Annotated in this window: 27 protein-coding genes and 1 pseudogene; 18 read left to right on the top strand and 10 right to left on the bottom strand. The window is 41.9% G+C overall.

The window, feature by feature from the left end; all coding sequences use genetic code 11:
- Positions 1-130: 130 nt before the first annotated feature.
- The 4 genes from V7783_RS13355 to V7783_RS13340 are packed head-to-tail and all read right to left on the bottom strand — an operon-like array spanning position 131 to position 2,768.
- Positions 131-1,120: a Gfo/Idh/MocA family protein gene (locus tag V7783_RS13355; protein ID WP_283709080.1), complete on the bottom strand. Its 990-nt coding sequence runs from the start codon at positions 1,118-1,120 to the stop codon at positions 131-133.
- A 2-nt stretch (positions 1,121-1,122) separates the two neighbouring features.
- Positions 1,123-1,920 carry a class I SAM-dependent methyltransferase gene (locus tag V7783_RS13350; protein WP_192542417.1) on the bottom strand — a complete coding sequence of 266 codons (798 nt, stop codon included), beginning with the start codon at positions 1,918-1,920 and terminating at the stop codon, positions 1,123-1,125.
- Positions 1,920-2,291 carry a hypothetical protein gene (locus V7783_RS13345; protein ID WP_064665213.1) on the bottom strand — a complete coding sequence of 124 codons (372 nt, stop codon included), beginning with the start codon at positions 2,289-2,291 and terminating at the stop codon, positions 1,920-1,922. The genes V7783_RS13350 and V7783_RS13345 overlap by 1 nt, the downstream gene beginning before the upstream one ends.
- Positions 2,292-2,348: 57 nt before the next feature.
- Positions 2,349-2,768, bottom strand: coding sequence for a DUF3429 domain-containing protein (locus V7783_RS13340; RefSeq protein WP_192542416.1), 420 nt, complete (start codon positions 2,766-2,768; stop codon positions 2,349-2,351).
- A 240-nt stretch (positions 2,769-3,008) separates the two neighbouring features.
- Here V7783_RS13340 and ahpC point away from each other — a divergent pair, with 240 nt between their 5' ends.
- From ahpC to V7783_RS13325, 3 genes are all read left to right on the top strand, one after another.
- Entirely contained in the window at positions 3,009-3,578 is a 570-nt protein-coding gene (gene ahpC, locus V7783_RS13335) for an alkyl hydroperoxide reductase subunit C (RefSeq protein WP_192542415.1), read from the top strand.
- Positions 3,579-3,701: 123 nt separating this feature from the next.
- Positions 3,702-5,276, top strand: a complete 1,575-nt coding sequence (ahpF, locus tag V7783_RS13330; protein ID WP_335679127.1) for an alkyl hydroperoxide reductase subunit F — start codon at positions 3,702-3,704, stop codon at positions 5,274-5,276.
- A 129-nt stretch (positions 5,277-5,405) separates the two neighbouring features.
- Complete coding sequence (locus V7783_RS13325; RefSeq protein WP_335679126.1) at positions 5,406-5,810, top strand: GFA family protein; 405 nt, start codon at positions 5,406-5,408, stop codon at positions 5,808-5,810.
- A gap of 7 nt (positions 5,811-5,817) precedes the next feature.
- Here the strand turns inward: V7783_RS13325 and V7783_RS13320 are convergent, their stop codons facing one another.
- Positions 5,818-6,288: a DM13 domain-containing protein gene (locus V7783_RS13320; protein ID WP_301562944.1), complete on the bottom strand. Its 471-nt coding sequence runs from the start codon at positions 6,286-6,288 to the stop codon at positions 5,818-5,820.
- A gap of 169 nt (positions 6,289-6,457) precedes the next feature.
- Here V7783_RS13320 and V7783_RS13315 point away from each other — a divergent pair, with 169 nt between their 5' ends.
- The 6 genes from V7783_RS13315 (at position 6,458) to V7783_RS13290 (ending at position 10,206) form a co-directional block, all read left to right on the top strand.
- A complete protein-coding gene (locus V7783_RS13315; protein ID WP_335679125.1) occupies positions 6,458-7,024 on the top strand; it encodes an MCP four helix bundle domain-containing protein in 567 nt (188 codons plus the stop codon).
- A gap of 92 nt (positions 7,025-7,116) precedes the next feature.
- The gene (locus V7783_RS13310; protein ID WP_335679124.1) at positions 7,117-8,334 is read left to right on the top strand and encodes an IS4 family transposase; all 1,218 of its coding nucleotides are present in this window, start codon (positions 7,117-7,119) and stop codon (positions 8,332-8,334) included.
- 40 nt (positions 8,335-8,374) lie between these two features.
- Positions 8,375-8,827, top strand: a complete 453-nt coding sequence (locus tag V7783_RS13305; RefSeq protein WP_335679123.1) for a methyl-accepting chemotaxis protein — start codon at positions 8,375-8,377, stop codon at positions 8,825-8,827.
- 75 nt (positions 8,828-8,902) lie between these two features.
- Positions 8,903-9,205, top strand: coding sequence for an IS66 family insertion sequence element accessory protein TnpA (gene tnpA, locus V7783_RS13300; RefSeq protein ID WP_036956872.1), 303 nt, complete (start codon positions 8,903-8,905; stop codon positions 9,203-9,205).
- A complete protein-coding gene (gene tnpB / locus V7783_RS13295; protein ID WP_335679122.1) occupies positions 9,202-9,528 on the top strand; it encodes an IS66 family insertion sequence element accessory protein TnpB in 327 nt (108 codons plus the stop codon). The genes tnpA and tnpB overlap by 4 nt, the downstream gene beginning before the upstream one ends.
- A gap of 240 nt (positions 9,529-9,768) precedes the next feature.
- Positions 9,769-10,206, top strand: a complete 438-nt coding sequence (locus V7783_RS13290) for a hypothetical protein (protein WP_335679121.1) — start codon at positions 9,769-9,771, stop codon at positions 10,204-10,206.
- 43 nt (positions 10,207-10,249) lie between these two features.
- On the opposite strand, the gene V7783_RS13285 is transcribed toward V7783_RS13290, so the two are convergent.
- Entirely contained in the window at positions 10,250-10,489 is a 240-nt protein-coding gene (locus tag V7783_RS13285; protein WP_335679120.1) for a DUF4879 domain-containing protein, read from the bottom strand.
- 501 nt (positions 10,490-10,990) lie between these two features.
- On the opposite strand from V7783_RS13285, the gene tkt reads away from it, so the two are divergent.
- Positions 10,991-12,994 carry a transketolase gene (gene tkt / locus V7783_RS13280; protein ID WP_283709087.1) on the top strand — a complete coding sequence of 668 codons (2,004 nt, stop codon included), beginning with the start codon at positions 10,991-10,993 and terminating at the stop codon, positions 12,992-12,994.
- Positions 12,995-13,113: 119 nt separating this feature from the next.
- Here the strand turns inward: tkt and tal are convergent, their stop codons facing one another.
- A complete protein-coding gene (tal, locus tag V7783_RS13275) occupies positions 13,114-14,067 on the bottom strand; it encodes a transaldolase (RefSeq protein ID WP_192541334.1) in 954 nt (317 codons plus the stop codon).
- A 238-nt stretch (positions 14,068-14,305) separates the two neighbouring features.
- On the opposite strand from tal, the gene V7783_RS13270 reads away from it, so the two are divergent.
- The 7 genes from V7783_RS13270 (at position 14,306) to V7783_RS13240 (ending at position 23,632) form a co-directional block, all read left to right on the top strand.
- A complete protein-coding gene (locus V7783_RS13270) occupies positions 14,306-15,958 on the top strand; it encodes a ribulokinase (protein WP_192541335.1) in 1,653 nt (550 codons plus the stop codon).
- Positions 15,955-16,656 carry an L-ribulose-5-phosphate 4-epimerase gene (locus V7783_RS13265; RefSeq protein WP_064665185.1) on the top strand — a complete coding sequence of 234 codons (702 nt, stop codon included), beginning with the start codon at positions 15,955-15,957 and terminating at the stop codon, positions 16,654-16,656. The genes V7783_RS13270 and V7783_RS13265 overlap by 4 nt, the downstream gene beginning before the upstream one ends.
- A gap of 22 nt (positions 16,657-16,678) precedes the next feature.
- On the top strand, positions 16,679-18,178 hold the full coding sequence (gene araA, locus V7783_RS13260; RefSeq protein ID WP_149980044.1) for an L-arabinose isomerase: 1,500 nt from the start codon (positions 16,679-16,681) through the stop codon (positions 18,176-18,178).
- 93 nt (positions 18,179-18,271) lie between these two features.
- The gene (locus V7783_RS13255; protein ID WP_064665183.1) at positions 18,272-18,862 is read left to right on the top strand and encodes an HAD family hydrolase; all 591 of its coding nucleotides are present in this window, start codon (positions 18,272-18,274) and stop codon (positions 18,860-18,862) included.
- Positions 18,863-19,078: 216 nt separating this feature from the next.
- Complete coding sequence (locus V7783_RS13250) at positions 19,079-20,146, top strand: aldose epimerase family protein (protein ID WP_225736544.1); 1,068 nt, start codon at positions 19,079-19,081, stop codon at positions 20,144-20,146.
- A 137-nt stretch (positions 20,147-20,283) separates the two neighbouring features.
- Positions 20,284-22,254 carry a family 43 glycosylhydrolase gene (locus V7783_RS13245; RefSeq protein WP_283709088.1) on the top strand — a complete coding sequence of 657 codons (1,971 nt, stop codon included), beginning with the start codon at positions 20,284-20,286 and terminating at the stop codon, positions 22,252-22,254.
- 406 nt (positions 22,255-22,660) lie between these two features.
- Positions 22,661-23,632, top strand: coding sequence for a calcium/sodium antiporter (locus V7783_RS13240; protein ID WP_192541338.1), 972 nt, complete (start codon positions 22,661-22,663; stop codon positions 23,630-23,632).
- Between the two features lie 58 nt (positions 23,633-23,690).
- Here V7783_RS13240 and V7783_RS13235 read toward each other — a convergent pair whose 3' ends face one another.
- The 3 genes and pseudogenes from V7783_RS13235 to V7783_RS13225 all read right to left on the bottom strand — a co-directional run.
- On the bottom strand, positions 23,691-24,860 hold the full coding sequence (locus V7783_RS13235; RefSeq protein ID WP_335679119.1) for an ATP-binding protein: 1,170 nt from the start codon (positions 24,858-24,860) through the stop codon (positions 23,691-23,693).
- A gap of 43 nt (positions 24,861-24,903) precedes the next feature.
- Complete coding sequence (locus V7783_RS13230) at positions 24,904-25,254, bottom strand: winged helix-turn-helix domain-containing protein (RefSeq protein WP_335679118.1); 351 nt, start codon at positions 25,252-25,254, stop codon at positions 24,904-24,906.
- Between the two features lie 45 nt (positions 25,255-25,299).
- Positions 25,300-25,530 (bottom strand): annotated as a pseudogene (locus V7783_RS13225) (response regulator); the annotation flags it as partial.
- Between V7783_RS13225 and V7783_RS13220 the strand changes: the two are divergent.
- Positions 25,460-25,648, top strand: a complete 189-nt coding sequence (locus V7783_RS13220) for a hypothetical protein (protein ID WP_335679117.1) — start codon at positions 25,460-25,462, stop codon at positions 25,646-25,648. The pseudogene V7783_RS13225 and the gene V7783_RS13220 sit on opposite strands and share 71 nt — an antisense overlap.
- Positions 25,649-25,891 lie beyond the last annotated feature (243 nt).

Here is a 25,891-nt window from a genome sequence, read left to right as displayed (position 1 = left end):
TACTTAGTATAATTTTAAATAACCTAAAAATTAAAGCGGCAATAAACACGAAAGCAGCAAGAGAGTTGATGCCTTCTTTAGTTTGTTGAGCAGTAAGCCTCAATAATATGAGGCTTACAGGGTATGAATATTATTGTTGGTCAGCTGGATAACTCACGCCAAGCTGCTGCCTTGTTTTATCAAGCACATGCATAACATCTATACTCAGTTGATGAGTATTGACTGACGACTCTAATTGATTGGCTTTTGCCGTGGCAATAAAATGGGCAACTTCGTGACGCATAAAATGCTCATCAAATGGCTGTGATAATTCTTCTACAGTGCCATCGTTGGCGATAAACTGCATACGTTTTAACAACGAAACAGCCTCTATGCGAATACGGCCTTTTTCACCTTGGATCTCAGTAAAATTGTCACCTTGAGATATTTTTGAATAACTGATCACTGCTTGCTTATCACTGTAATTAAGTAACACATCACCGGCGCCATCAACACCTGTTTCAAGCAATACCCCACTGGCTTGTACGCTGTTTGGTGCTCCCCATAGCGCAATTAAAATATACAGTGGATATACCCCTAAATCGACCAAAGCGCCATTGGCAAACTCAGGTAAAAACGTATTAGGGCGTTCGCCATTTTTGTATTTATCGTAACGAGATGAATATTGACTGTATTGGCCAATGTATTTACGAGGAACGCCAATTTTCTCAATTGCTTGGCGTAATACCGTGAAATTTGGTAGATGAGTGGTCATCATCGCTTCCATGTAGAGGCGATTATTGCGCTTTGCTGCGGTTAAAATCGCAGCTAATTCTTGGCTATTAGCGGCAGCCGGTTTTTCACCTAATACGTGTTTACCTGCATTTAAACAGGCTACAGCATAGCTTTTATGCAAACTATTTGGCGCTGCAATATACACCGCATCAACATTCTCATCGGCACACACTTGTTCAATATTGGTAAATATTTTTGCATCACTGATTGCATGTTTAGCTAAAAAAGCTGCGCCACTTTCAGTGGCTCGTGAGCACACGCCATAAAGTGTAAAGTCGCTGACGGTTTTTGCAGCCGCAAGTAAAGTATCACTAATAAAATTGGTGCCGACGATTACAAAATTCATGATTACTCCTGAGGATTAAATTGTGCAAGCCATGCTTGCCAGTCTGCTTCAAAGGCTAACATTTGTTGATGCTTTTTAGCTAATAGGTGTTTTTGTTTATCTTCTTCGCCGTGAAAGGGGCCTACACGGCAAAGTGGGCAACTGTCTGCGGTTAGGTAGCTTGGTATGGTTAATTTGCTCTCCACTTCAGGCACGGTTTTAGGGCTGAAAACATAACTAATACCACTGGTGTCTTTAACGTGTTTATCACGGTCAACGTTACGAATTTTATAACCGGGAAATAAGCTAATATCAAATGGCATTTGACCAAGGTAACGAGCCGCTAGTCCCTTGTTTACACTGCCTTCAATATTCCACTCACGATACGGCTTTACATCTTTAGACGTGATGTAGCAAAGCATAGGGCCATTTTTATCTAGAGCAAAGTCAGTGGCGTATTTAATAAATTGATGCAGTAATGCGCGGTTAAGTGTATTAATACTGGCCGTATTTTCTCGAAAAGCCGCTTGCCCAACAAATGCAGGGATAAGTGGAAATTGAAACACCACCATATCAAATAACTCACCGTTTAGACGTTGCCAGGTTTTTGGGTTTGTTACATCAAAGCTATTTAATACAGTTACATTGCTTGCCTTAAGTGCAGTTAACGCGTTATCAGTATATTTTTTGGTAAGTGTGGTTGCATCGTCATAGGTTGAAGCAACCAATTTAGTTGGTTTGATATCAGTTGCTAAAGCATAGGAAAACGATAAATCACCATCGCCAACCGTAAGGATGCGCCAATTTGGATTTAAATACATTATTCTGCAGGTGTTTTTTTAGCGTCATGCTCAACCAAACGGCAAAAAGCGAGGCGAGTTTTTAGTCCTTCTATGGCAATCTGTTTGATGATTAAATTGAAGCTGATTAATACCGCAACTGCAATATGAATTGGACCATGGGTAAAGCCTGCATTGGTGTCAAATAGCATCAAACCAAACAGTAAAAACAGCACGACTAGTGCAATTTCGAGCCATTGATTGGAATAAAATGAAAGCCGACCTTCACCTTTGTGATCTTTTTTAATTTGAATCGCACAAAAAAAAGGGATCACTTTAATTTTGAAGTGAGCGTTTTTTTCAACGTAGTTTTCACCGAGTTGATCAAGCTGTTGGCGCAATTGGTCTATCATAGTTTATCCTCAAAAAGCAGAGCCCGGATGGTACATTAATCCGTTTTAAAGGGCGAGTTAGTTAGGGTATAAACTAATACCAATTACAAAAACATGGCAAACGAACACCACTGACGTTAATACAAAGCGCATTTTCTGATAATCAGCATGGTAGCTCTGCCATTGCAGGGTGGTTTTTTCAAATAACAGGACTAGCCAAAAGCTAAGCCCCAACCAAGCTAACATCCATTCAGTCGGTAAAAATGATAAGAAAGGGATTGGAATAATCGGTGCGACTGCTTTAATTGCGTCACTATAATTTTGCGAACCTGCCCGCCATAAATTACCTGCCATAAAAGCCAATATCGCGATGCTATAAAAAGTGAAAAATTCTAAGTTTACGCTATTGCTGCCTAATAAAAGCGGCCAAGCAACACAACCTAAAAAGGGCAGCAGACCTAGATAGCCAAGTTGAATGTGGTTAACAAATTTTTCCATAACAGCATGCCCTTGTTTGCATATTTTAAGCGCCGCTATTGTAGCAGCATTATGAACAACAAAGAAAATACGAATACTGTAATTAAATAGTTTAATCCTAAAAATCGATTGAATTAATCTAAACAATCAATTTTATTTAATTTTCCTTTCGCCTTATTGTACTAATCAAGCCAACGCAGAAGGCCTTTAATAGGCTGTGTTGAGTAACTTAAATACTTTTATATATAAATGAGGAATACTATGAGCACTTCATTAATTAACACAAAAATCCAACCTTTTAACGCAACTGCATACCACAATGGTGACTTTGTAGAGCTATCTGAAAAAGATGTACTGGGCAAGTGGTCAATCTTCTTCTTTTACCCAGCAGATTTCACATTTGTGTGCCCTACGGAATTAGGTGATATTGCGGATCATTACGCACAGCTTCAAGAGATGGGCGTTGAAGTGTACTCAGTATCTACTGACACACACTTTACTCATAAAGCATGGCACGACACGTCAGACACAATCGGTAAAATCACTTACCCAATGATTGGCGATCCAACGGGTCGTATTACACGTAACTTCGGCGTGATGATTGAAGAGGAAGGTCTTGCACTTCGTGGTACGTTTGTAATGAACCCGGAAGGCGAAATCAAAGTAATTGAAACGCACGACTTAGGCATCGGTCGTAGCGCCAAAGAGCTAGTTCGTAAAGTACAAGCAGCCCAGTACATTGCAACGCACGATGGTGAAGTATGTCCAGCTTCTTGGCAGCCAGGTGAAGACACACTTGCACCTTCACTTGACCTAGTTGGCAAAATTTAATTGCTAATCTGTAGCTTAGCTACATTAAGCGCGGCTTAAGTCGCGCTAACAACTCCCACCACGCGATTTTTAAGCACATTAGCATGTGGTGGGTTTTCTTTCGCTGAAAACAAGGGCGCAGCCATGTTAGATAACAACATTAAAAATCAATTAAAAAGCCATTTTGAATCGCTTACTCAACCTGTTGAGCTGCTTATCGCCTTGGATGACAGCAACAAATCAACAGAACTTGAAAACTTGGCTCACGATCTCGCATCGTTAAGCGATAAAATTACAGTATTGAACAACCCTGATATTGACGCTCGCCGTCCTTCTATGGTTGTACATTCCTCGTTAAAAGAGACCTATATCACTTTTGCCGGTGTACCAATGGGACATGAATTCACTAGTTTAGTGTTAGCCTTATTACATACCGGCGGCCACGCAAGCAAAGCGAAGGCAGAAGACATTGAACAAATACAATCACTGGATCAAGCGCTTAATTTTGAAATTTACATTAGTTTAAGCTGCCAAACTTGCCCGCAGGTTGTACAGGCACTCAATACTATGGCGGCTACTAATAGCCAAATTAAAGCCACTATGATTGATGGTGCGTTATTCCAAGACGAAGTTGAAGAGCGCAACATTTTAGCTGTTCCAGCGGTATACCTAAACGGTGAACCATTTAGTCAAGGTGCATTGAGCCTGACTGACATTCTTAATAAAGTTGATGCAAAAGGGGCGGCACGCCAAGCCGCGTCACTCAGTGAGAAAGCGCAATTTGACGTGCTGGTTGTCGGTGGTGGTCCCGCAGGCGCATCGGCGGCAATTTATTCAGCGCGCAAGGGGCTTAATACAGGCATTGTTGCCGATAGATTTGGTGGCCAAGTTGCTGATACCTTAGCAATTGAGAACTTTATTTCTGTGCAAGCTACGCAAGGACCAAAACTGGTCGCTCAACTTGAAGAGCATGTTAAAGAATACGATGTAGATGTGATGTATAATCAACGCGCAGCCAATCTTCAGCGTGCTAGCAATGGCTATGAAATTACGCTAGAAAACGGCGCTACGCTTAAAGCTAAGTCGTTAGTGCTTGCTACGGGCGCGCGCTGGCGTGAAATGAACGTACCGGGTGAGCAACAATACCGAGGCCATGGTGTGGCGTATTGCCCACATTGTGATGGGCCATTATTTAAAGGTAAGCCGGTTGCTGTTATTGGTGGTGGTAATTCGGGCATTGAAGCCGCCATTGATTTAGCAAACATTGTTGAACACGTTACGGTACTTGAATTTGCTGATACCTTGCGTGCCGATGAAGTACTTATTCGTAAAGCGAAAAGCTTAAAAAATATTACTATTATTAAGAATGCGCAGACGACAGCAGTGTTAGGTGATGGTAAGCGAGTAACTGGACTGACTTACACTGATCGTGTGACGGGCGATAGCAAAGAGTTAACGCTGGCAGGTATTTTTGTACAAATAGGTTTAATACCCAATACCGAATGGTTAAAAGGTGGTGAGCTTGAACTCAGTCAATTTGGTGAAATTTTAATAGACGCCAAAGGAGCAACCTCACTGCCAGGGGTTTATGGTGCTGGGGATGCAACAAATACCCCATTTAAGCAAATCATTATTGCTATGGGCAGTGGTGCAACGGCTAGTTTAGGGGCGTTTGATTATTTAATTCGCCACAGTGAACAAAGCACTGAAGCTGCTTAACTACTCTTGATTTAGCAGCCATACACCCATGACTGTTATTCTCCAAAGTCGCCCTCTCCAAAGGCGGCTTTTTTTGTATTTAAAACAAGAGGCTTATGTTATATTTTTAAAAAACATCGGGGAAAGTGAATGTATCAAGGAAGTTGTTTGTGTAAAAAAGTAGCGATTCAAGTTGATGGCCCAATCGACAGTATTATTCATTGCCACTGCTCGTTGTGTCGTAAGTCCAGCGGTACTGCATTTGCCACTAACGGGTTTATTAATCGCGCTGATTTTAAAGTCGTTAAGGGCCAAGATAATTTAACGGCATTTGAATTTAAGCCAGGGCGTATTCGTCATTTTTGTAGTGCCTGCGGCAGCCCCGTCTTCAGTGAAAACCTAGATGATATATCACGCTTAAGGTTAAGGCTGGGTATTCTTGATAGCGATATTACTGAGCGGCCAATTAGTCATAACTTTGTTAGTTCAAAGGCTAATTGGGAGTTGTTAAACAGTGATTTAACCCAGTATGATGGATTTGAACCAAGCCGATAATTAACTTTTATTGGTATTGTGCAGCGCTGATGAATTCATTGAAACTTTCGCACCAGACAATCACAGTATTAAAGTCAGCAATATTTATTCCTTGCGGCACTGTGACTATAAAACCATCAAAGGTTTTAACGCTGGCAACACGTGTCATAGTACCTTTATAAGCCAAAAAATCAGCTTCATTATCAATAAAACGATTGGCCAAATACAATTGATAATCCGGGCCTGGGCTTAATGTACCAGCAAAAGAAATCGCGCTATTAGTCAACCGAACTTCGCCAACTCCATAATGAAAGCTATCGGAGCCTGCCAGATCATCTCTAAACTCACCTTTGTATAATGCCTGCTGTGCATGGTTTGCGAGCTCTAACTGGCTGGGGCCGTCAGGTGCTGTTAATATTGGCAAAGCATATATACCTGCAGCAAAACCAAAGGCAAAAACGATTAAATATGTACATGTTCGGATCAGTGTTTTAGCCATGATCAAACCCCATTAAAATTACACTTTCTATATTCTTTTATAATCTAGTTCAACAATAACAGAAAAGCTAAATACAGATTAATTATTGCAAAAAAGATTACAAAATAACGAGAAGCTTGCAAATTAAGTATTATACTTTAATTTTTACAGGTGCAGTCGTTGGAATACTATGTTAAATAACTACTTGGTTCGTTCTCGTTTGATTGTGTTAGCAATTTTACCGGTAATAATTTTTATGATTACTGCGATATTTTCGATTAACACTATGGGAGGATTAGTCAAAGGAATTGATGATTTATACAATAATCGTGTCGTACCGTTGAAGCAGATAAAAACGGTATCCGATAACTATGCCGTTAATATTGTTGATTTATTTCATAAATTCTGGGCGGGCACGGTGACTCAAGCTGCATTGTTGAGCGCTGTTGAAAAAGCGAAAAATACCGCCGATAAAGAGTGGGAAAATTATCTTAGTACGGAGTTAACCAACAAAGAAAAAGGCTTAACGGCGACTGTTGAACAAAAGCTGGCTCCTGTTCAACAGCACCTTGAAAACTTGTTAAGTCAAATACGTAATGGGACCTTTGACTCCCTTTCTCAACAACAGTTTGTTACTGATTTATATAGTGTATTTGACCCGCTCAGTGCAAGCTATCAAGCGTTAATAGATCTGCAACTAGAGGAAGCTAACCAGTTTAAAAATCAAGCAGATGAAAATTTTGCATTAATTAGCTAAAGTATCCCCAAAATTAGCCTTTATATATCAATGAACTAATAGTGTTAAAAAATATGGGTAGTGAGGGAACATTCATGGTGTTTTGTGATCTTATGAATCGCTTAAAAACAACAGAACTAAACACCATGAATGCGTCTACTATTTTGCACAATATGCTCCGCGCTGTCACCCCTAACTCTATTCATAAAGCCAGATTTAATACTCTAGTCGCTGCCGTTAAATCTCTTTTGCACTGTCAGCAATGCACCTTGACATCTATTGGTCGCAATTTGGATTCAAAAACAACTGAAAAACATGATATTAAACGTATTGATCGACTACTCAATAACCACGAGCTTTTGCGTGAGTCGACATCGGTTTATGTTCGCTTAAGCCGTTTTGTGGTCACTGAAAAGCATCCCGTCATTTTGGTTGATTGGAGTCATGCAGATACACAAACCAAATACTGTATTCTGCGTGCCAGCATTGCCAGTGAAGGTCGTTCTTTGACCCTGTATCAGGAAAGTGCATTCAGTTTTCAATATCATTGCCCAAAAGTTCAAAAACGGTTCTTAAAGATGCTCAAACTGATTTTGCCGGGTGACTGCCGGCCCGTAATTGTGACGGATGCGGGCTTTAAAGTTCCTTGGCTCAAAGCCGTGCGAAACAATGGCTGGCATCATATTAGCCGTGTTCGAGGTACGGCACATTTGAAAACGCAGGGCAGCGATGAGTTTGTTCCATGCCAGTCACTATTCAAGAGCAATCAACGTAAGAGCCAGTATCTTGGCGCGACCGAGTTGACCAAAAGTGCAAAATATCAAACTCATGCAGTGCTGGTTGGCAAGGGACATAAGTTATTAAAAAGAGATAAAAAACGTGGTTATAAGGAGCCTTGGCTACTCGTTTCTTCTCTTCCAAAGAGGCACCACTTTCTCGAAAAAGTACTCAAATTATATGGTATGAGAATGCAGATAGAAGCAGGATTTCGAGATCAAAAAAGTGTTAGGTTCGGCTTAGGCTCAGATCTGCACAGGACAAACAAACTCTATCGATTAGACATACTGTTGCTGCTTGCCACACTGGCTCATTGGTTCTCAATGATGCTGGGGGCAGTGATAGACAAAGCAGGAAAGACAGGCGCTTTTCAAGCTAATTCAACCAAAAAAAGACGAGTAGTGTCATGGGCATTTGTTGGGCTGCGATACTTCAAAAAACAGTCCATTAAACTGCGACGGCGAGATTATTTGGCAGGACTAGCCTATTTCGTACAGGTGGTAGTGCAACTCGATTGGAAAAATATGGATGTGAGTGATGTAATTGAAACTTAATGATTATTTCTGGGGATCCCTTAGATTAATTAGCTTAGTCATGAAGTTGTTAGTATCGGTACTAATTATTTTGTTATTGGTCATTGGCTACTTTATTTATCGTTCGATTCAAAACCCATTGATGGCACTGCGCGATACAATTAGCCAAATTGCCAGTAATGCAGATTTAACAATAAGAGCAAATGTACTCGGTAACGATGAAATTGCGGACACTGCTCGTAATTTTAATCATATGTTGTCGCGTATTCATACTTTAGTGACGGATGTAACGGGGGCAACACTAACACTGTCGTCCGCAGCCGAAGAAATGAATTCAATCAGTGAGCAAGTGGCCACTACCGCTACTGAGCAAGAGCAACAATCAGCCATGATTGCCACTGCAATTACGCAAATGAGTAGTGCCATTGAGCAAGTTGCACAAAATGCCTTAGCAACCTCAGATAAAGCCACTAATGCAGATCATAAAGCACAGCAAGGGCAGCAAGCTGTGTAACCGTCGGCTAAACCACACCTAAACATTTATTTTATATTCGCTAAGCTCATTTCTTTTTAATAACAGGAGTGAGTTATGCAAACCAATCGAACACAACAATGGCTAGATTTAATTCGCCGACAACCAGGCTCTGGTTTAAACATACAAGATTTTTGCCAGCAAAATAACTTAGCAACGTCCACTTTTTATAAGTACCGCAAACAATTAACCGCCCAATCTAGTTTCAGCAAAGTGACCATTCAAACTGAACAAACCCGTTTGCAAGAAATCGTTGAGCCTGCCCATATCACATTGACTTTGCAGGTTGGAGAATTAAAATTGCCAGGTTCAACCTCTGCACAGTATTTGTCTGATTTGATTAGAGGTTTAGTTAAATGAAAATGTTTGTTGAGCCAAGTGACATTTACCTGCACCGCCCAGTGGTGGACTTTCGAAAATCGATTAATGGTTTAGCTAATATTGTTGTCGCTGAAATGAATTTAAATGTGATGTCCGGTGCTTTATTTATCTTCTGCAACAAAAGCAAAGATAAACTCAAAATCCTTTACTGGGATAAAACGGGGTTTGCTTTGTGGCATAAGCGATTAGAAAACAATAAGTTTAAATGGCCGAATGCCGAGCATGAATCCCTCATTTTTGTATCAACCTCGATCCCAATATTTCACTTTAATATTGCTTATTTAAAAACCTTCTTTTATTAGGCTTTATCCTGAATAATTTAAGGCCTACGAGCCAAGCCTATTAGTAAATATTCCAGTTACCGGAAAGTCTTTGCCGTCCAACACCTCTGTATTAAGCCTTTCACTTTACGATGAATTACCTTCAACAACTTAATTTAAATAAACTTTTTAAAGGCGTTTTCAATAGACTATAAGTGTATAATTATGGCGCAGGTTTTGCACTTAATATCACTCATACGATCACACTAAGGAAAAGAACCTATGCGAGTTGATGCAAACGTACATTATTTTAATGGGAACCAGCGTACCAAGCCTTCAACAGAGGCCTCAACGTCATTTTCGGCTGCATTAACAGCAGCACAAACAGACAATAATAAGACTGACAGCAGCACAAAACAGGCGGATTTCACTAGTATGACCCGGCAAGAAATGCGGGACTGGGCCAACACTCAAATCCGCAATGGAGAAATGTCTCTCGATGACGGCAGGCCTTTCATGGCTATGACTATGAAAATACCAGTAAATGGAGGCGAACTGGCAGGTGCACACAGTGATGAAACACGATATAACTTCATTCAAAAAACGCGTGATGGCATCCAAGGCGCACTGTCACGCAATGACGAGGCTACTTTGAAGATGTTAGAATCCGCTATGTCTATCATGCAAGACAAAAGTACTGGTGTTAACATTCGTATTTAGAAATATAAAAAGGCCAGAATGTCTGGCCTACATCATTAATAAATCAAAGAATACTGATCTGGACTGACATAGTATTCCATGGCGAATTAGTCGAAGTATTTTGGTATTTGAATAACCCGTTTTGATGACCATCGACATTGTATTCATTGAGGAAACCCACGACAGTTTGCCCAGCGGTACAAGGCCATGTGTAATTACTACTAGTCACACAAACAGGCAGGGTTACATTTTTTGTGCTAAAGCACGACCTACAATTTAAAAGCTTCGCTTTTCTCGTGAGCAAGCTCTACGCCTACATTCATAAACACCAAGCTACCAAGAAACACTTGTTACTATAGTAGGAACTGGCGCTAGGATAAGCCGCAGCTCGTTACCTTTTGTCTTCTCATTTACTCTCATTCACTTCTCTTTGTGCAAAATGATTTTAAGTGATGTATTCACAAAGAGGTTATGAGGCGCTGCGCTTTAGAGCAGTGATATAGAAAGCGGTTAGGTGCTAGGTTAGGTATCGTATCCCGCAGATTGGGCGCGATGCTATCTTTAGCTATTCGGCGCTAAAGCGCTCTCCTACAAGGCACACTACACATTATTTCATGGTTTCTCATTTCCCCTGACTGTCTGCTCTTTGTACAAAAAAGAGTTAAGCTCTATAAAAATAACTAGGAAAACTGCATATTAGGCTGCCTAATATGCAGTTTTTAGCGAGTTCTGGTGATTTCTGATTGCTATTTATATTACATTTTGAGATATTATTTATAATATAATATTAACAGGATAAGAAAAGATGACTCTGCCCAGTTCTCAATCTGCTAATGCAATTCGCATGCTTGCTGTCGATGCCGTTCAAAAAGCTAACTCTGGCCACCCCGGTGCGCCAATGGGAATGGCCGATATTGCCGCGGTACTTTGGCAAAACTTTCATCGCCACAACCCATCTAACCCTAATTGGGTTAACCGCGACCGTTTTGTATTGTCAAATGGCCATGGTTCAATGTTGCAATATGCGTTATTACACCTAAGTGGTTATGACGTTAGCATTGAAGACATCAAGCAGTTTCGCCAATTACATTCAAAAACGCCTGGTCACCCAGAGTACGGTTATACACCTGGGGTTGAAACAACAACAGGGCCACTCGGGGCCGGTATTGCTAATGCGGTAGGTATGGCAATTGCTGAAAAAACCTTAGCAGCGCAATTTAATAAGCCTCATTTTGATATCGTTGATCACTTTACTTATTGCTTTTTAGGCGATGGTTGTTTGATGGAAGGTATTTCTCACGAAGCATGTTCATTAGCCGGTACTTTAAAGTTAGGCAAACTGATTGCTTTTTGGGATGACAATGGCATCTCAATTGATGGTGAAGTAGAGGGCTGGTTTACTGACGATACGCCAAAGCGTTTTGAATCATACGGTTGGCAAGTTATTCGTGGTGTTGATGGCCATGACATGGCCGCGATTGCCAGTGCAATTGAAGCAGCGCAAGCGAACCCTGAGCAACCGACGCTTATTTGTTGTAAAACAGTGATTGGTTTCGGCTCACCTAATAAATCAGGTAGTCACGATTGTCATGGTTCACCACTGGGTAATGATGAAATTGCTGCGGTTCGTGAGCAACTAAATTGGCCACATCCAGCATTTGAAATTCCACAAGATGTATATAATGAGTGGAACACGCAAGCTAAAGGTCAAGACTTAGAAAGTGCTTGGCAACAAACGTTTGCAGCATACAGCAAAGCGCACCCAGAGCTAAGTAAAGAGTTTAATCGTCGTGTAACAGCTAAATCATTACCGAGCAACTTTGCAGAAATTGCTGATCAATACATTGCAAAATGCCAAGACGATATGCAAAACATTGCAACACGTAAGTCATCACAAAATGCCATTACCTTCTTCGCTGAGCACTTGCCGGAGCTAATGGGTGGTTCAGCCGATTTAGCAGGGTCAAATTTAACCTTATGGCCTGACGCCAAAGGCTTGCAAGATGACGCTGCCGGTAACTATGTATTTTATGGCGTACGCGAGTTTGGCATGAGCGCGATTATGAATGGTATTGCGCTACATGGTGGATTTATTCCGTTTGGTGCAACCTTCCTAATGTTTATGGAATACGCTCGTAACGCAGTGCGTATGGCGGCATTGATGAAAGCACACAGCATTTTTGTGTACACCCATGATTCAATTGGTCAAGGTGAAGATGGCCCAACTCATCAGCCGATTGAACAAATTGCCAACCTGCGTATGACGCCTAACATGACTACTTGGCGCCCATGTGATGAGGTTGAAACTGCCGTTGCATGGCGTCAAGCTCTGATCAATGAAGCAGGGCCTAGTGCGTTGATCTTTAGTCGCCAAGGCACTAAAGCAATGCCACGTGCAAAAGAGCAATTAGCCAATGTTGCAAAAGGTGGCTATACCTTAGTTGAATCGGAGCAAACGCCAGAACTTATTCTAATGGCGACTGGCTCTGAAGTTGAATTAGCGGTGAATGCAGCAGCTGAACTAACAGCTCAAGGCAAGCAAGTTCGCGTTGTTTCTATGCCATCAACCAATCAGTTTGACTTGCAAGATAAAGCTTACCGCCAAAGTGTATTGCCAGCAGGTGTTGCTAAAATTGCCGTAGAAGCCGCACACAGTGATTTTTGGTATAAATATGTTGGCCAAGATGGCGATGTATTAGGTATGACTACGTTTGGTGAGTCAGCACCGGGTGCTGTATTACTAGAGCATTTTGGTTTTACCGTAAAGAACTTAGTTGCTAAGGCAAATGCGTTATTAAACGACATCTAGGTTAAAGTTTTACCTGATAAAAAGCCCGCTGATTTAATTAAATCAGCGGGCTTTTTTATGTCTTTAATTTGAGCTCTTGATAAATGATTTATTATCAAGAGCCCAATTTAGTTAATGATTTAGACAAGCTCAGCTAAAATGGCTTCAAGCTTTTCTTGGTCAATTGCAAACTGACGAATGCCTTGGCTTAGTTTATCTGTTGCCATTGCATCTTGGTTCATTTCCCAGCGGAAAGCTTGCTCACTCATAGGCGCAGGCGCCGCAACTGTTTCAGTTGTATGAGTAAGTTGACGTTCTAAAGGCGCATCGGTTGCTGCCAGCTCAGACAATAGACCTGGGCTGATAGTTAGTCTATCGCAGCCTGCTAGTAGTTGAATTTCGTTGATGTTTCTGAAACTTGCGCCCATAACGATGGTTTTATAATCATGCTTTTTGAAAAAGTCATAAATGTGCGTAACTGATTGCACGCCCGGATCGTTAGCACCACTAAAATCAGTATCAGCATTATTGGCTTTATACCAATCAAGAATTCGACCAACAAATGGTGAAATTAGGTAAGCACCGGCTTCAGCACAAGCACGTGCTTGAGCAAACGCGAATACCAGCGTTAAGTTACAACGAATACCTTGTTGCTCAAGTACTTTTGCCGCTTGAATACCTTCCCATGTTGACGCTACTTTGATCAACACCCGTGAAGTGTCAATGTCTTGCTCTTTATATAGCGCAACCAACTCAAGCGCTTTATTAATAGTTGCTTGCGTATCAAATGATAAGCGCGCATCGACCTCAGTTGAGACTAAACCAGGCACTTGTGCCATTAAGTTTGCACCAATTAATACTGATAACTTATCTGCGGCTTTACTGATCACTTGTGCATTGTCATTGGTTTGTTGCTTAGCCCAAGCAACGGCTTCAACAGCCAGTGGACGGTATTTTTCAATTTTAATCGCATTGAGCAATAACGATGGATTTGTAGTGGCATCTTGCGGCTTATATTGATCGATTGCTTCAAAATCACCGGTATCAGCAACCACAGTGGTCATGGTTTTTAATTGTTCTAATTGGCTAGACATAGACATCCTATTTTCATCATACAAAATAAATTAACGGCTTTTAGCATTGCTTGTGACATGGTTTAAGCCCTTTATAAGTGCAAAACATTAGTTTAAAGGGCACAGGTGTCACGAATATTTCAGAATTAATCTGTTAATAATATTTTTATAATACCTTTACAACCTATCATTATTGATATTATCATACAAATAACAGTAATGACTAACATTGTTAGTATCCAATTAGTGAAAGGTATTTATGTCTCGTTATACATTGGGCTTAGATTATGGCTCTGATTCAGTAAGAGCACTGCTTGTTGATGTTACCACAGGTAAAGAGCTGGCTAGCCATTTAGTAAATTATCCGCGTTGGGCACAAGGCTTATATTGTGATCCGAGTAAAGACCAGTTTCGCCAGCACCCACAAGATTATATCGACAGCTTAATTGAGGTTGTAAATGGTCTATGGCAACAAGTGCCAGCAGGTACTGCAGATAACGTTGTTGGTATGAGCTTTGACACCACAGGTTCAACGCCAGTGGCGATTAATAGCCAAGGCACACCTTTAGCGCTGACGGAAGAATTTGCTGAAAATCCAAATGCTATGTTCATTCTTTGGAAAGACCATACGTCGATTAAAGAAGCGAATGAGATCACCAAAGCCGCGACCAATAACGAGGTTAATTATCTTTCACATATGGGTGGTATCTATTCATCAGAATGGTACTGGGCTAAAGCACTGCATATCTTCAGAGATGACGCCGCTGTAAAAGCCGCTACTTACTCGTGGGTAGAGCATTGTGACTGGATGACGGCATTAATGTGCGGCACCACACACCCTGAAGTATTAACGCTGGGTCGTTGTGCTACAGGCCACAAACAAATGTGGAATGAGCAATGGGGTGGTTTCCCACCAAATAGTTTCTTCAGCAAAATTGACCCATTATTAGATGGTGTGGTGGATACGCTTAATGCAACAACTCAACCAAGCGACCAAGTCGCGGGTAAACTAACCGCGCAATGGGCTGAGAAACTGGGTTTACCGCAGAGCGTCGTTGTTGGTTACGGTGCTTTTGACTGCCACATGGGCGCAGTTGCCGCTAATGTGCGCCCAGGCGTACTGACTAAAGTAATGGGTACTTCTACCTGTGATATTACCGTTACTTCAAAACAACAACTTGGCGATACCTGTGTAAAAGGTATCTGTGGTCAGGTTGATGGCTCGGTTATTCCAGGCATGATTGGCCTTGAAGCGGGTCAATCTGCGTTTGGTGATTTATATGCATGGTTTAAAAACCTGATGTTATGGCCGACTCGCCAATTAACAAATTTAAACGACGTTGAACAAAGCTTGATCAACAAAATTGAAGACTCAATTTTAGTTGATTTATCAAAAGCTGCCAGTGCGTTACCGGTTAAAAATACCGATGTAACGGCACTTGACTGGGTCAACGGTCGTCGCACTCCTGATGCTGATCAAAGCGTAGCAATGGCCATGACGGGCATGAAAATGGGCACTGATGCGCCGCAGTTCTTTAAAGCATTAGTTGAGGCGACGGCCTTTGGCGCACGCGCCATTACTGAGCGTTTTCAAAGTGAAGGCGTACCGATTGAGTCAGTGGTTGTGATTGGCGGTATTTCGAAAAAATCTGATTACGTAATGCAAACTTGTGCTGATGTATGGAACTGCCCAATTGACGTACTTGAAAGCGAGCAAAGCTGTGCGCTTGGTGCTGCAATTATGGCTGCTGTGGCAGCGGGCGAATATGCAACAGTGGCGGATGCTCAGCAAGTTATGGCTTCTGCTGTATGTCATCAGTATTTACCTAACCCAGAGCGGGTTGCGGTTTATAACGAACTCTATGCTAACTATCAAGCGTTAGCACAGTATGTTGATGGAGCAAAAGCATGAGCTACACAGAATTAAAGCGCGAAGTATTCGAAGCAAATATGGAATTACAACGTCGTGGTTTGGTGATTTATACCTTTGGTAATGTATCGCAAATCGACCGCGACAAAGGCGTGATTGCGATTAAACCAAGTGGTGTATCGTATGACCAAATGAAAGCAGAAGACATGGTGATTGTTGATTTAGAAAACAACATCGTTGAGGGCAGCATGCGGCCGTCTTCGGATACCAAAACCCATATTCATTTGTATCGTCATTTTAATGACATTGGTGGCGTAACGCATACTCATTCAACGTATGCCACTGCATGGGCACAAGCAAAGCAGAGCATTCCTTGTTTCGGTACTACACACGCTGATTATGTGCACGGTGACATTACCTGCACCCGCGAGCTTACTGATGCGCAAGTAAATGGTGATTATGAGCTTGAGACCGGTATTCAAATTACCGATGCTTATAAAGACCGTGATCCGAAAGCGGCACCTATGGTGATTGTGGCAGGACATGCACCGTTTACTTGGGGTAAAGATGCTGCGCAGTCTGTGTATCACGCTGCACTACTAGAAGAAATTGCTCGCATGGCTTACTTAACTCGCACCTTAGATCAAAATGCCGGTGCACTTAAGAAGTCTGTGATGGATAAACATTATTTAAGAAAACACGGTAAAGATGCCTACTACGGCCAAAGTAACCGTGGCTAACAAGTACAAGAGGAATTTATATATGCCGTCATCAATGAAAGAAGTTTGGTTTGTAACTGGGTCACAACATTTATATGGCCCAAAAGTGTTAAATACCGTTGCAGATAATAGCGCTGCAATTGTTGCTGGTTTAAATAGCGAAGCTAATTTACCGGTTAATCTAGTGTGTAAACCAACGGTGAAAACGCCTGAAGAAATTCATGCCGTGTGCCAAGCCGCAAACACCGATCCTAACTGTGTGGGCCTCGTATTGTGGATGCATACGTTCTCACCAGCGAAAATGTGGATTGCTGGTTTAAACGAGTTACGTAAACCATGGTTACACCTTCATACGCAATTCAATGCCGCGCTACCGTGGGCTGATATTGATATGAACTACATGAATACCCACCAAAGTGCCCACGGTGACCGTGAATTTGGTTTTATCGGCACAGTGATGCGTAAAGAGCGTAAAGTGGTTGCGGGTCACTGGCAACGTGCTGACGTACAAAAGCAAATTGATGATTGGTGTCGCGCAGCTAAAGGTTGGGCTGAAAGCCAAACACTTAAAGTGGCTCGTTTTGGCGATAACATGCGTCAAGTTGCGGTTACTGAAGGTAACAAAGTATCAGCACAAATCACCTTTGGTTATGAAGTACATGCCTTTGGCGTAGCGGAGCTAGTTAAAGTTGTTGATACCGTCACTGATGCCGAAGTAGATGCACAGCTTGAAGTATACAAAACTGACTATGTGATTAGCGATGAAACGCTGCAAGATGATTACAAAGTATCGATGCTACGCAACGAAGCACGTTTAGAGCTTGGTATGGAGCGCTTTTTAGAAAAAGGTGGCTTTAAAGCATTCACTAACTGTTTTGAAGATTTATCAGGTTTATCAGGTTTACCGGGCCTTGCAACGCAGCGCTTAATGGCGAAAGGTTACGGCTATGGTGGCGAGGGCGACTGGAAAACAGCTGCTATGGTTCGCATCATGAAAGTAATGGGTGAAGGCCGTGAAGGCGGTTGTTCATTCATGGAAGACTACACCTATAACATGGGTGATACTGACCAAGTATTGGGTGCTCACATGTTAGAAGTGTGTCCATCAATTGCAGCGCAAAAACCGCGTCTAGAAGTTCACACTCATACAATTGGTGTGAAATGTGATGTAGGTCGTTTATTGTTTACTGCTAAAGCTGGTGCGGCAATTAACGTTTCACCAATTGATATGGGTAACCGTTTCCGCATCTTAATTAACGAAGTAGACACGGTAACACCACCGGCTGAATTACCACACTTACCAGTGGCGTCAGCATTGTGGGAACCAAAGCCAAACCTTTCAGTAGCGTCTGCTGCGTGGATCCATGCTGGTGGTGCACACCACACTGCATACAGCCAAGCGGTCACTACAGATATGATTGTTGATTTTGCTGAAATGGCTGGCGTTGAAACCATGATCATCGATGCTGATACCAGCATCCGTGGTTTCAAAACAGAACTACGCCATAATGCAGCGTATTACATGCTAAAGCGCGGCTTATAATTTTATAGCGCAAGTAGACAATAATATGTTGTTTTCATAAGCCAGCCTAGCGCTGGCTTATGCTATTGTGGGCTTTTAATTTTAGGAGTAACAATGCTAAGTCTAACAAAATACCAAGGCATTATTTTTGATATGGATGGTACGCTAATCGATTCGATGGGCGCACATTTGCAAGCGTGGGAGCTGACCTGCCAAGCTTTTGGCTATCCGTTTGACTACGACTACATGTATGGTTTAGGTGGCGTGCCAACGCTTGCAACCGTTGATATTCTCAATGAAAAATTTGGCCTTAGCCATAATGCGGATGAAATTGCGCAGCAAAAACACCAATTTTGGTTAGGTTTAAACCAGCAACCAGAAATCATTACTGAGACAGTCGATATATTAAATTATTACCATGGCAAAATGCCAATTGGTGTAGGTACTGGTGCAGACCGCGAGCATGCCATTGATCATTTAACTCATACCGGGTTAATCGATAAAATTGATGCGTTAGTCACGGCCAGTGATGTTCGTCACGGTAAACCACACCCAGAAACCTTTTTAACGGTTGCCAAACAAATTGGTATACAGCCAAATCATTGTGTGGTGTTTGAAGACACGCAAATAGGTTATCAGGCAGCGGCGGCGGCAGGTATGGACTGTATTTTAGTTAAAAACGGCAAAATACAATTAAAAACTTAGGCGAATAAATTTGCAATTGACTACTGTATTGTATTATAAAAGTATAAATACAATTATAAAAAGGTTATTGGTATGTCATTGCAATGTGTAACTCAGCGCCTAACAGCGGTTCATCAGTCGTCAGCATCTATTAAAAAATTCTCTCGCGGTATCTTTGCAGTGGCAGTGTCCTTTTCAATTGCCTTAACCCCCGCGTGTGCTCACCAAGGAGACAATATGAGCAATTCACCTTCTGCATTACTGCACGCTTATGGCAAGCTTGCAGATCAAACTCCGATCAACCAAGTAACGCTAACCAATAGTAATGGTGTGAGCGTTGATGTGATCAATTATGGTGGCATCATAACGCGCATCGAAACGCCAGACAGCAATGGCAATATGGGTAACATTGTTTTAGGCTTGGATAACTTAGAAGATTATACCAATGCAACCACTTACTTTGGCGCGATCATTGGCCGCTTTGGTAACCGTATTGCCAATGGTAAATTTAGCTTAAATGGCACCGACTATCAGTTAGCCACAAATGACGGTGATAACCACTTGCACGGTGGTGTACAGGGCTTTGATAAGAAAGTCTGGACCATGGTGCCATTTAGTACAGAAAACAGTGCGGGTGTCACACTCAGTTTAGTGAGCCCTGATGGCGACCAAGGTTACCCTGGCGAGCTTACAACACAAGTTACCTACACACTGACCAACAAAAATACCCTAGATATGCAATTTGTGGCAAAAACTAATAAGCCAACCATCATTAATATGACCCAGCATAGTTATTTTAACTTAGCCGGTAAGGGCGATATTCTTGATCACCAAATGCAAATTAACTCAAATGCAATTACCCCAGTTGATGGCGGTTTGATCCCAACGGGTGAGTTGATGCAAGTGGCGGGTACGCCGTTTGATTTTAGAAATCCAAAAGCGATTGGCAAAGATATTAATATCGATGATGAGCAGCTCAAGCTTGGCAAAGGTTATGACCATAACTTTGTGCTTAAAAACAAGCCTAATCATGATTTGATTGAAGCTGCTAATGTGTATGAACCAAGCTCAGGGCGTACCTTGACTGTGTATACAGAAGAGCCCGCGGTACAGTTTTACTCAGGCAACTTTTTAGATGGCAGCAGTAAACAAGCCTCGGGTTTAGTGCATAAATTAAGAAGTGGTTTTTGTTTAGAGCCACAGCACTTCCCAGACGCGCCTAATCAGCCAACATTCCCAAGCACGACACTGCTCCCTGGTGAGGTTTACTCAACTCGTATCGTGTATGAGTTTGGTACTAAGTAATGCACGTTGTTAATCAAATAGGGCTGCTGTTTGCAGCCTTAGTGATAACAACTGCGGCGCAAGCGACTCAAAACAGCTTTCTATAAAATTAAACCCCAATAGTGGGTTTGTTATAATAACTAAGGGTGATACCAACAATGAATGTACAACATCACTTGCGCACTAAGTTAAAGCGTACCGCTAAAGCAACAGGCCTTGTAGGCTTATTTGCTTTGTCTTTAAGCTCGCTTAGTGGTTGTGAATCTACAACTAGCGCAGACACACAAAAAACAGCAGATAAGGCGCCAATTACGAGCGCCAAAGCACCCACGCAAGACGATGGCGTGTTCACTAATCCACTGTTTCCAAATGGTGCCGATCCATGGCTTGAGTACTGGGATGGTAACTATTACCTGACTACAACAACATGGACATCTGAATTGGTGATGCGTAAGTCACCGACGTTAGCCGGACTTGCCGATGCAACTCCAGTAAATGTATGGTCAGCAACCGATCCTGCTCGCTGTTGTAACTTTTGGGCGTTCGAATTTCATCGTGTTAAAGGCCCTGATGGCTACCGTTGGTACATGATGTACACAGCCGGCACTGATGGCACATTAGATAACCAACACCTTAATGTATTAGAAAGTGCTGGTGACGACCCAATGGGCCCGTATGAGTACAAAGGCGCGCTCATGCCTGACGTATGGAATATTGATGGTAACTATTTAAGCTACAAAGATAAACTCTATGTTATTTATTCACAGTGGCAGGGCGATCAACAGCTTAATATTATTGCTGAAATGGAAAACCCATGGACACTGAAAAAAGGCACGCCACATACTGTGATCACACGTCCTGAACTTGATTGGGAGATCAGCGGACGTAAGGTAACTGAAGGTGCTGAAATTCTGCAGCATAACGGTCGCACGTTTATGACTTACTCAGCAAGCTTTTGTAACACGCCAGATTATAAGTTAGGGATGTTAGAACTTGTTGGTGATGATCCGCTTGATGCAAACAGCTGGAAAAAGTTTGATCAACCAGTATTTGAACGTACCACTGAAGTATTTGGCCCTGGTCACAATGGTTTCTTCACTTCTCCAGATGGCAGTGAAGATTGGCTGGTATATCACGGTAATGACTCAGTAGAACATGGTTGTAGTGCCACACGTTCTTTACGTGCGCAAAAATTTACTTGGCATGATGATGGCACGCCAAACTTTGCAAAACCTGTAACACCGGGTGTTGAAGTAGCTCCGCCATCAGGCGAATACGGACCACTGGTTACTCGTGTTCAAGGTCAGCGTTATAACCTCGTAAATGCAACTAGCGGTTTGTGTTTAGACATTGCAGCCGATCCTCAAGATGCGCGTGCTGTGCAACGTCAATGTGCTGCAACCAATGGTCAGTGGGTGATTGATGCCACTACAGATGGCTTTGTCCGTTTAGCAAATCGCGAAGACAGCAAGTTTTTAGAGTTGGCTAATTGTAGCGATGCTGATAATGCGAAAACGCAATCTGCTGCTTGGCGTAACAACTTCTGCCAACAATGGAAAGTTGCCCCAAGTACTGATGGAAATGTCACCATTACGAACCGCTACACTGAAAAACCATTAGCCGTAGCAGGGTGTTCAGCTGCACAAAATCAAGCAGTGTTACAGCAAGGCAAAGACACGGCATGTGGTGACTGGCAATTACAGCCAGTTGGCAGCGTGGCAGTAATGAGTCAACAAAGCGGTAAAGCGTTGAGCGTTGCAGGTACTGTTAAAGCAGGCACTAATGTTGAGCAACAAGCGTTTACTCATAGCGATGCCCAGCAGTGGTTTTTTGCACCAACAGATACTGGTTACGTTGCTCTAAAACAAGACCTTGAAAGTGATTATTGCGCCGCGGTGGCAAACAATGCTTTAGTACCCGGTGCCAATGTTGAAATGGCGTCGTGCGAAACTAAAACAGCACAATGGCGCATTGCTCCTGTTGCAGGTGGCGGCGTGATGTTGATCAATCGCTATACAAAGCAAGCACTAGGCTTAAGTGATTGTGGCCTTGCAGATAAAACTAATTTTGCGCAACAACCTGATTTAGGTAACAAGTGCCAAATTTTCCACCTCCGTGAGCCTAACTAACCTGAGCTTAGGTTAACTGGCCAAGAAACATGTTCGACTCTCACCAAGCCACTACTTAACTTAGGTAGTGGCTTTTTTGTTTATGCTATAAACTTTGACAACCAGACAGACAAGGAATAAGCAGGCAAAAAAGCCCCTTAAATTGTATCTGCATTGTATTTACTGACAGCGTTTGCTGTTTGTTCGCGTGGTCCAGAGGCTAGATTTTTCAGGTTTACTTATTTCACACCAATTATTGCATTAGCATCAGCACAAATCTCTTTGCGATATTATAATCACTGGTTAATATTAACTCGTATAAAGGTTTAGTGTTAAAACGGTTATGCTTGTTTACTATGTCGCTTAATGCGATTTATTGCTGGTGCTAACTAACCAGTATTATTTATTTTTTACTTAAGGAATCATCATGATCCTCGCCAGCTTGGCTATTTTAGGTGGTTTTATATTGTTAGTCTGGAGCGCCGATAGATTTGTTGATGGCGCGGCGGCTACGGCTAAGTATGCTGGTATGCCTTCGCTGCTTATTGGTATGGTAATTGTCGGGTTTGGTACATCAGCACCTGAAATGGTGGTGTCGGCAATGGCGGCAGTTGATGGTAATCCTGATTTAGCACTAGGCAATGCGCTGGGTTCAAATATCGTTAATACAGGGCTGATCCTTGGTGTTACTGCACTAATTGCGCCTATTGTTGTGCACTCTAAAATTGTCCGTAAAGAGCTCCCTCTGTTGTTGATTATCGGGCTTTTTTTTGGGGCTTTACTGTGGAATGGCGCTTTGGAACGCTTTGATGCAGTGCTCTTACTGATAGGCTTTTTTGTTTTAATCGCATGGAGTATTTATTCGGCAATGAGCAATAAAGGTGACTCATTAGAAACTGATACTGAGCAAGCATTACATAGTCACGAAATGACATTAGGAAAAGCCATTTTCTGGCTTATATTTGGGCTTATTATATTGGTTATTAGTTCGCGAATACTGGTGTGGGGCTCTGTAAGTATAGCCCAAAGTTTGGGCGTGAGTGACTTAGTTATTGGGTTGACTATTGTTGCATTGGGCACTTCATTACCGGAATTGGCGGCATCAATAATAGCGGTGCGAAAAGGAGAGCATGACATTGCAATTGGTAATGTGGTTGGCTCAAATATGTTTAATATTCTAGCTGTTGTGGGCATTGCAGGCCTGATCACACCGATAACCTCAGTCGCCCCCGAAGTGTTGTCACGTGATTGGCTGGTAATGATGGCAATGATGGTTGCGTTATTGATGATGGCATATGGTTTTCGTCGCCAGGGACGGATCAACCGAGTTGAAGGCGCAGCGCTATTACTCGCTTATATTGGTTACACTATTTGGTTAGTGATGTCAGTAATAAGCTAATACGAGTGGTTAGTATATGGCCGGTCTGTATTGGGCCATATATTAATGATTTAGAGGGCTAAGCTGCAGGGATGGTAAATTCGGCTGTAAATATTTCATCTTGCTGCTGAAGTTTTATCGAGCCATGATAACTTTGCGCGATTGTATCTACGATGGATAAACCTAGACCTGCGCCTTGCGCATTTCCTTTTCGCCAAAAACGAGTTGTCATTAATGGCACATCCGCAGCTGGGAGTGTGGCTTCATTCCTGACTCTAAGACTTATATGCTCGTCTGTGACTTCACTGATAATAATAATCGGTGTATTTTTTTTGCTGTATTTGAGCGCGTTATCAAGCAGATTCTTACCAACAATAGCCAGTAGCATAGGTGGCAGCGCCGATGTATATTCGTCACCTTGTATCATATAAGCTACGCGCTCTTCGTTAGGTGCGAGCTCTTGAATGATGCTTTTAAGTAATGCCTCAATAGCGTAACTTTCTTTACTGCGCATTAATGGCGCAGCATCAATATTGGCTAATAAAAGTAAGTTATCCAATATGGCCGTTAATTTTTTGCAGCTTAATTCTACTTGTTCTAACGCGTGTAGCTGTTTATCGCCCGTGCTCAAGTGCGCAATTTGGGTTTGCGATAAAATGCCTGCCAATGGTGTACGCAGCTCATGTGCAGCATTACTGGTAAACTGCTTTTCACGTTTAATGGTTTGCTCTAAACGCGCCATGAGGGCATTTTGACTATCAAGCAGAGGCTGCAATTCTTTGGAAGGCTGTGTGAGCTCTATGGGGGCTAGATCATTACTTCCGCGCTTTTTTAGGGCTGTGGTAAGTTGCATTATGGGTTGGATACCTTTACCAATGGCAAACCAAAGTAGCGCCAACGTAATGAAAATTGCCAGAGTAGGTGGAATAAGTATGCTTTTTAATAAATCATAATAAAGTGACTGCCGCTCTGATACCTTGTCTGCTATGGTGATCTTGCGTTGCTTGGTAATTAAAGTAAATGTCCGCCAACGAGCCTTGTTGCTAGTGAGATAATCGAAACCAGCACTAAAAGCGTTGTTATTTGGGAAAGGCCCACTGTTACTGGTTGTAAGAATAGCACCATGCAAAGAGCTAATTTGGCATGTTAGCCCTTTTTCAGTGCCAATTTCATTTTCTGTAATTATGTTTGGTACACCAGCTTTAAGTGAATCATGGGGGACATGCCTTAAAATGTTACTCAGCATCATTGCGGTGGATTCAAGACGTTTATCAAAGCTGTTTTCTAGCTTATTATTTAAACTGCTCTGCGGGACCTAAACGAAAACCAAAATTGCGGATTGTTTCAATTGCTTTTGAACCGAATTTTTTACGCAAGTTGAATATATGCACATTCAATGCATTACTAGATACGTCGTCGTAGGTGCCATACAGTACATTTTTTAATTGGTTTTCCGATAAAATTCGTTGCGGATTATTGAGCAGGGTTTTTAACAGTAAATCCTCACTGCGCGAGAGACTTATATGTTCACCGTTAAGCTGAGCCTTATGTTGCTCAAGGTCATAATTTAACTGTCCATGGGAGAGTATATTTGTTAATCGATCATTGGCTCGTCTTTGTAAACTGTATAAACGGGCAAGCAATTCTCTTAGATCAAACGGCTTAACTAAATAGTCATCTGCGCCACTTTTTAGGCCCGCGACTTTGTCGTCAATGGTGTTACTGGCCGTAAGTACTAATACAGGTAAAGCGTTTTGTTGTTTACGTAACCAGGTTAACCAACTGAGTCCATTGCCATCTGGTAAATTTAAATCAAGTATTGCTATATCAAACTGACTTGCAGCAATAATGTTTTTAGCGCCGCTGATAGACCTTACATGTTCTAATGCAATGCCTTCATTTGCTAAAAACGTGCTAATTGCATCGGCAATAATGTCATCATCTTCAACCAGTAATACAACATTTTTACCTACTTTTATGCGTGAAATTATTTTGCTCGCATTGTCACTAATGATGAATGAAAAGCGGCATGGTTAATCGCGTAAGTGAGTAGAGTAACTCGCTATGAATAGCTAAAACAAGTAAAGGATTGATAATTTATATTCTTAATATTGACTTAATCTAAGTGAGTTATAGTGGCTGGCAATACGCAATTGGATTATAAAATAAATGCTAAGTATTTCTTTAGGGCCATTAGTGATCCCCCACGGCAAGATCATTATAAATTGAACTTATAGAATATGTAGTGATCAGATCAAGGCATAATAATCACCTTGGTCA

This window comes from Pseudoalteromonas sp., assembly GCF_036960685.1.
Classification (GTDB): Bacteria; Pseudomonadota; Gammaproteobacteria; order Enterobacterales; family Alteromonadaceae; genus Pseudoalteromonas.
The sequence above is the reverse complement of the archived record's forward strand: the minus strand, read 5'-3'. Positions and strand labels throughout refer to the sequence as shown.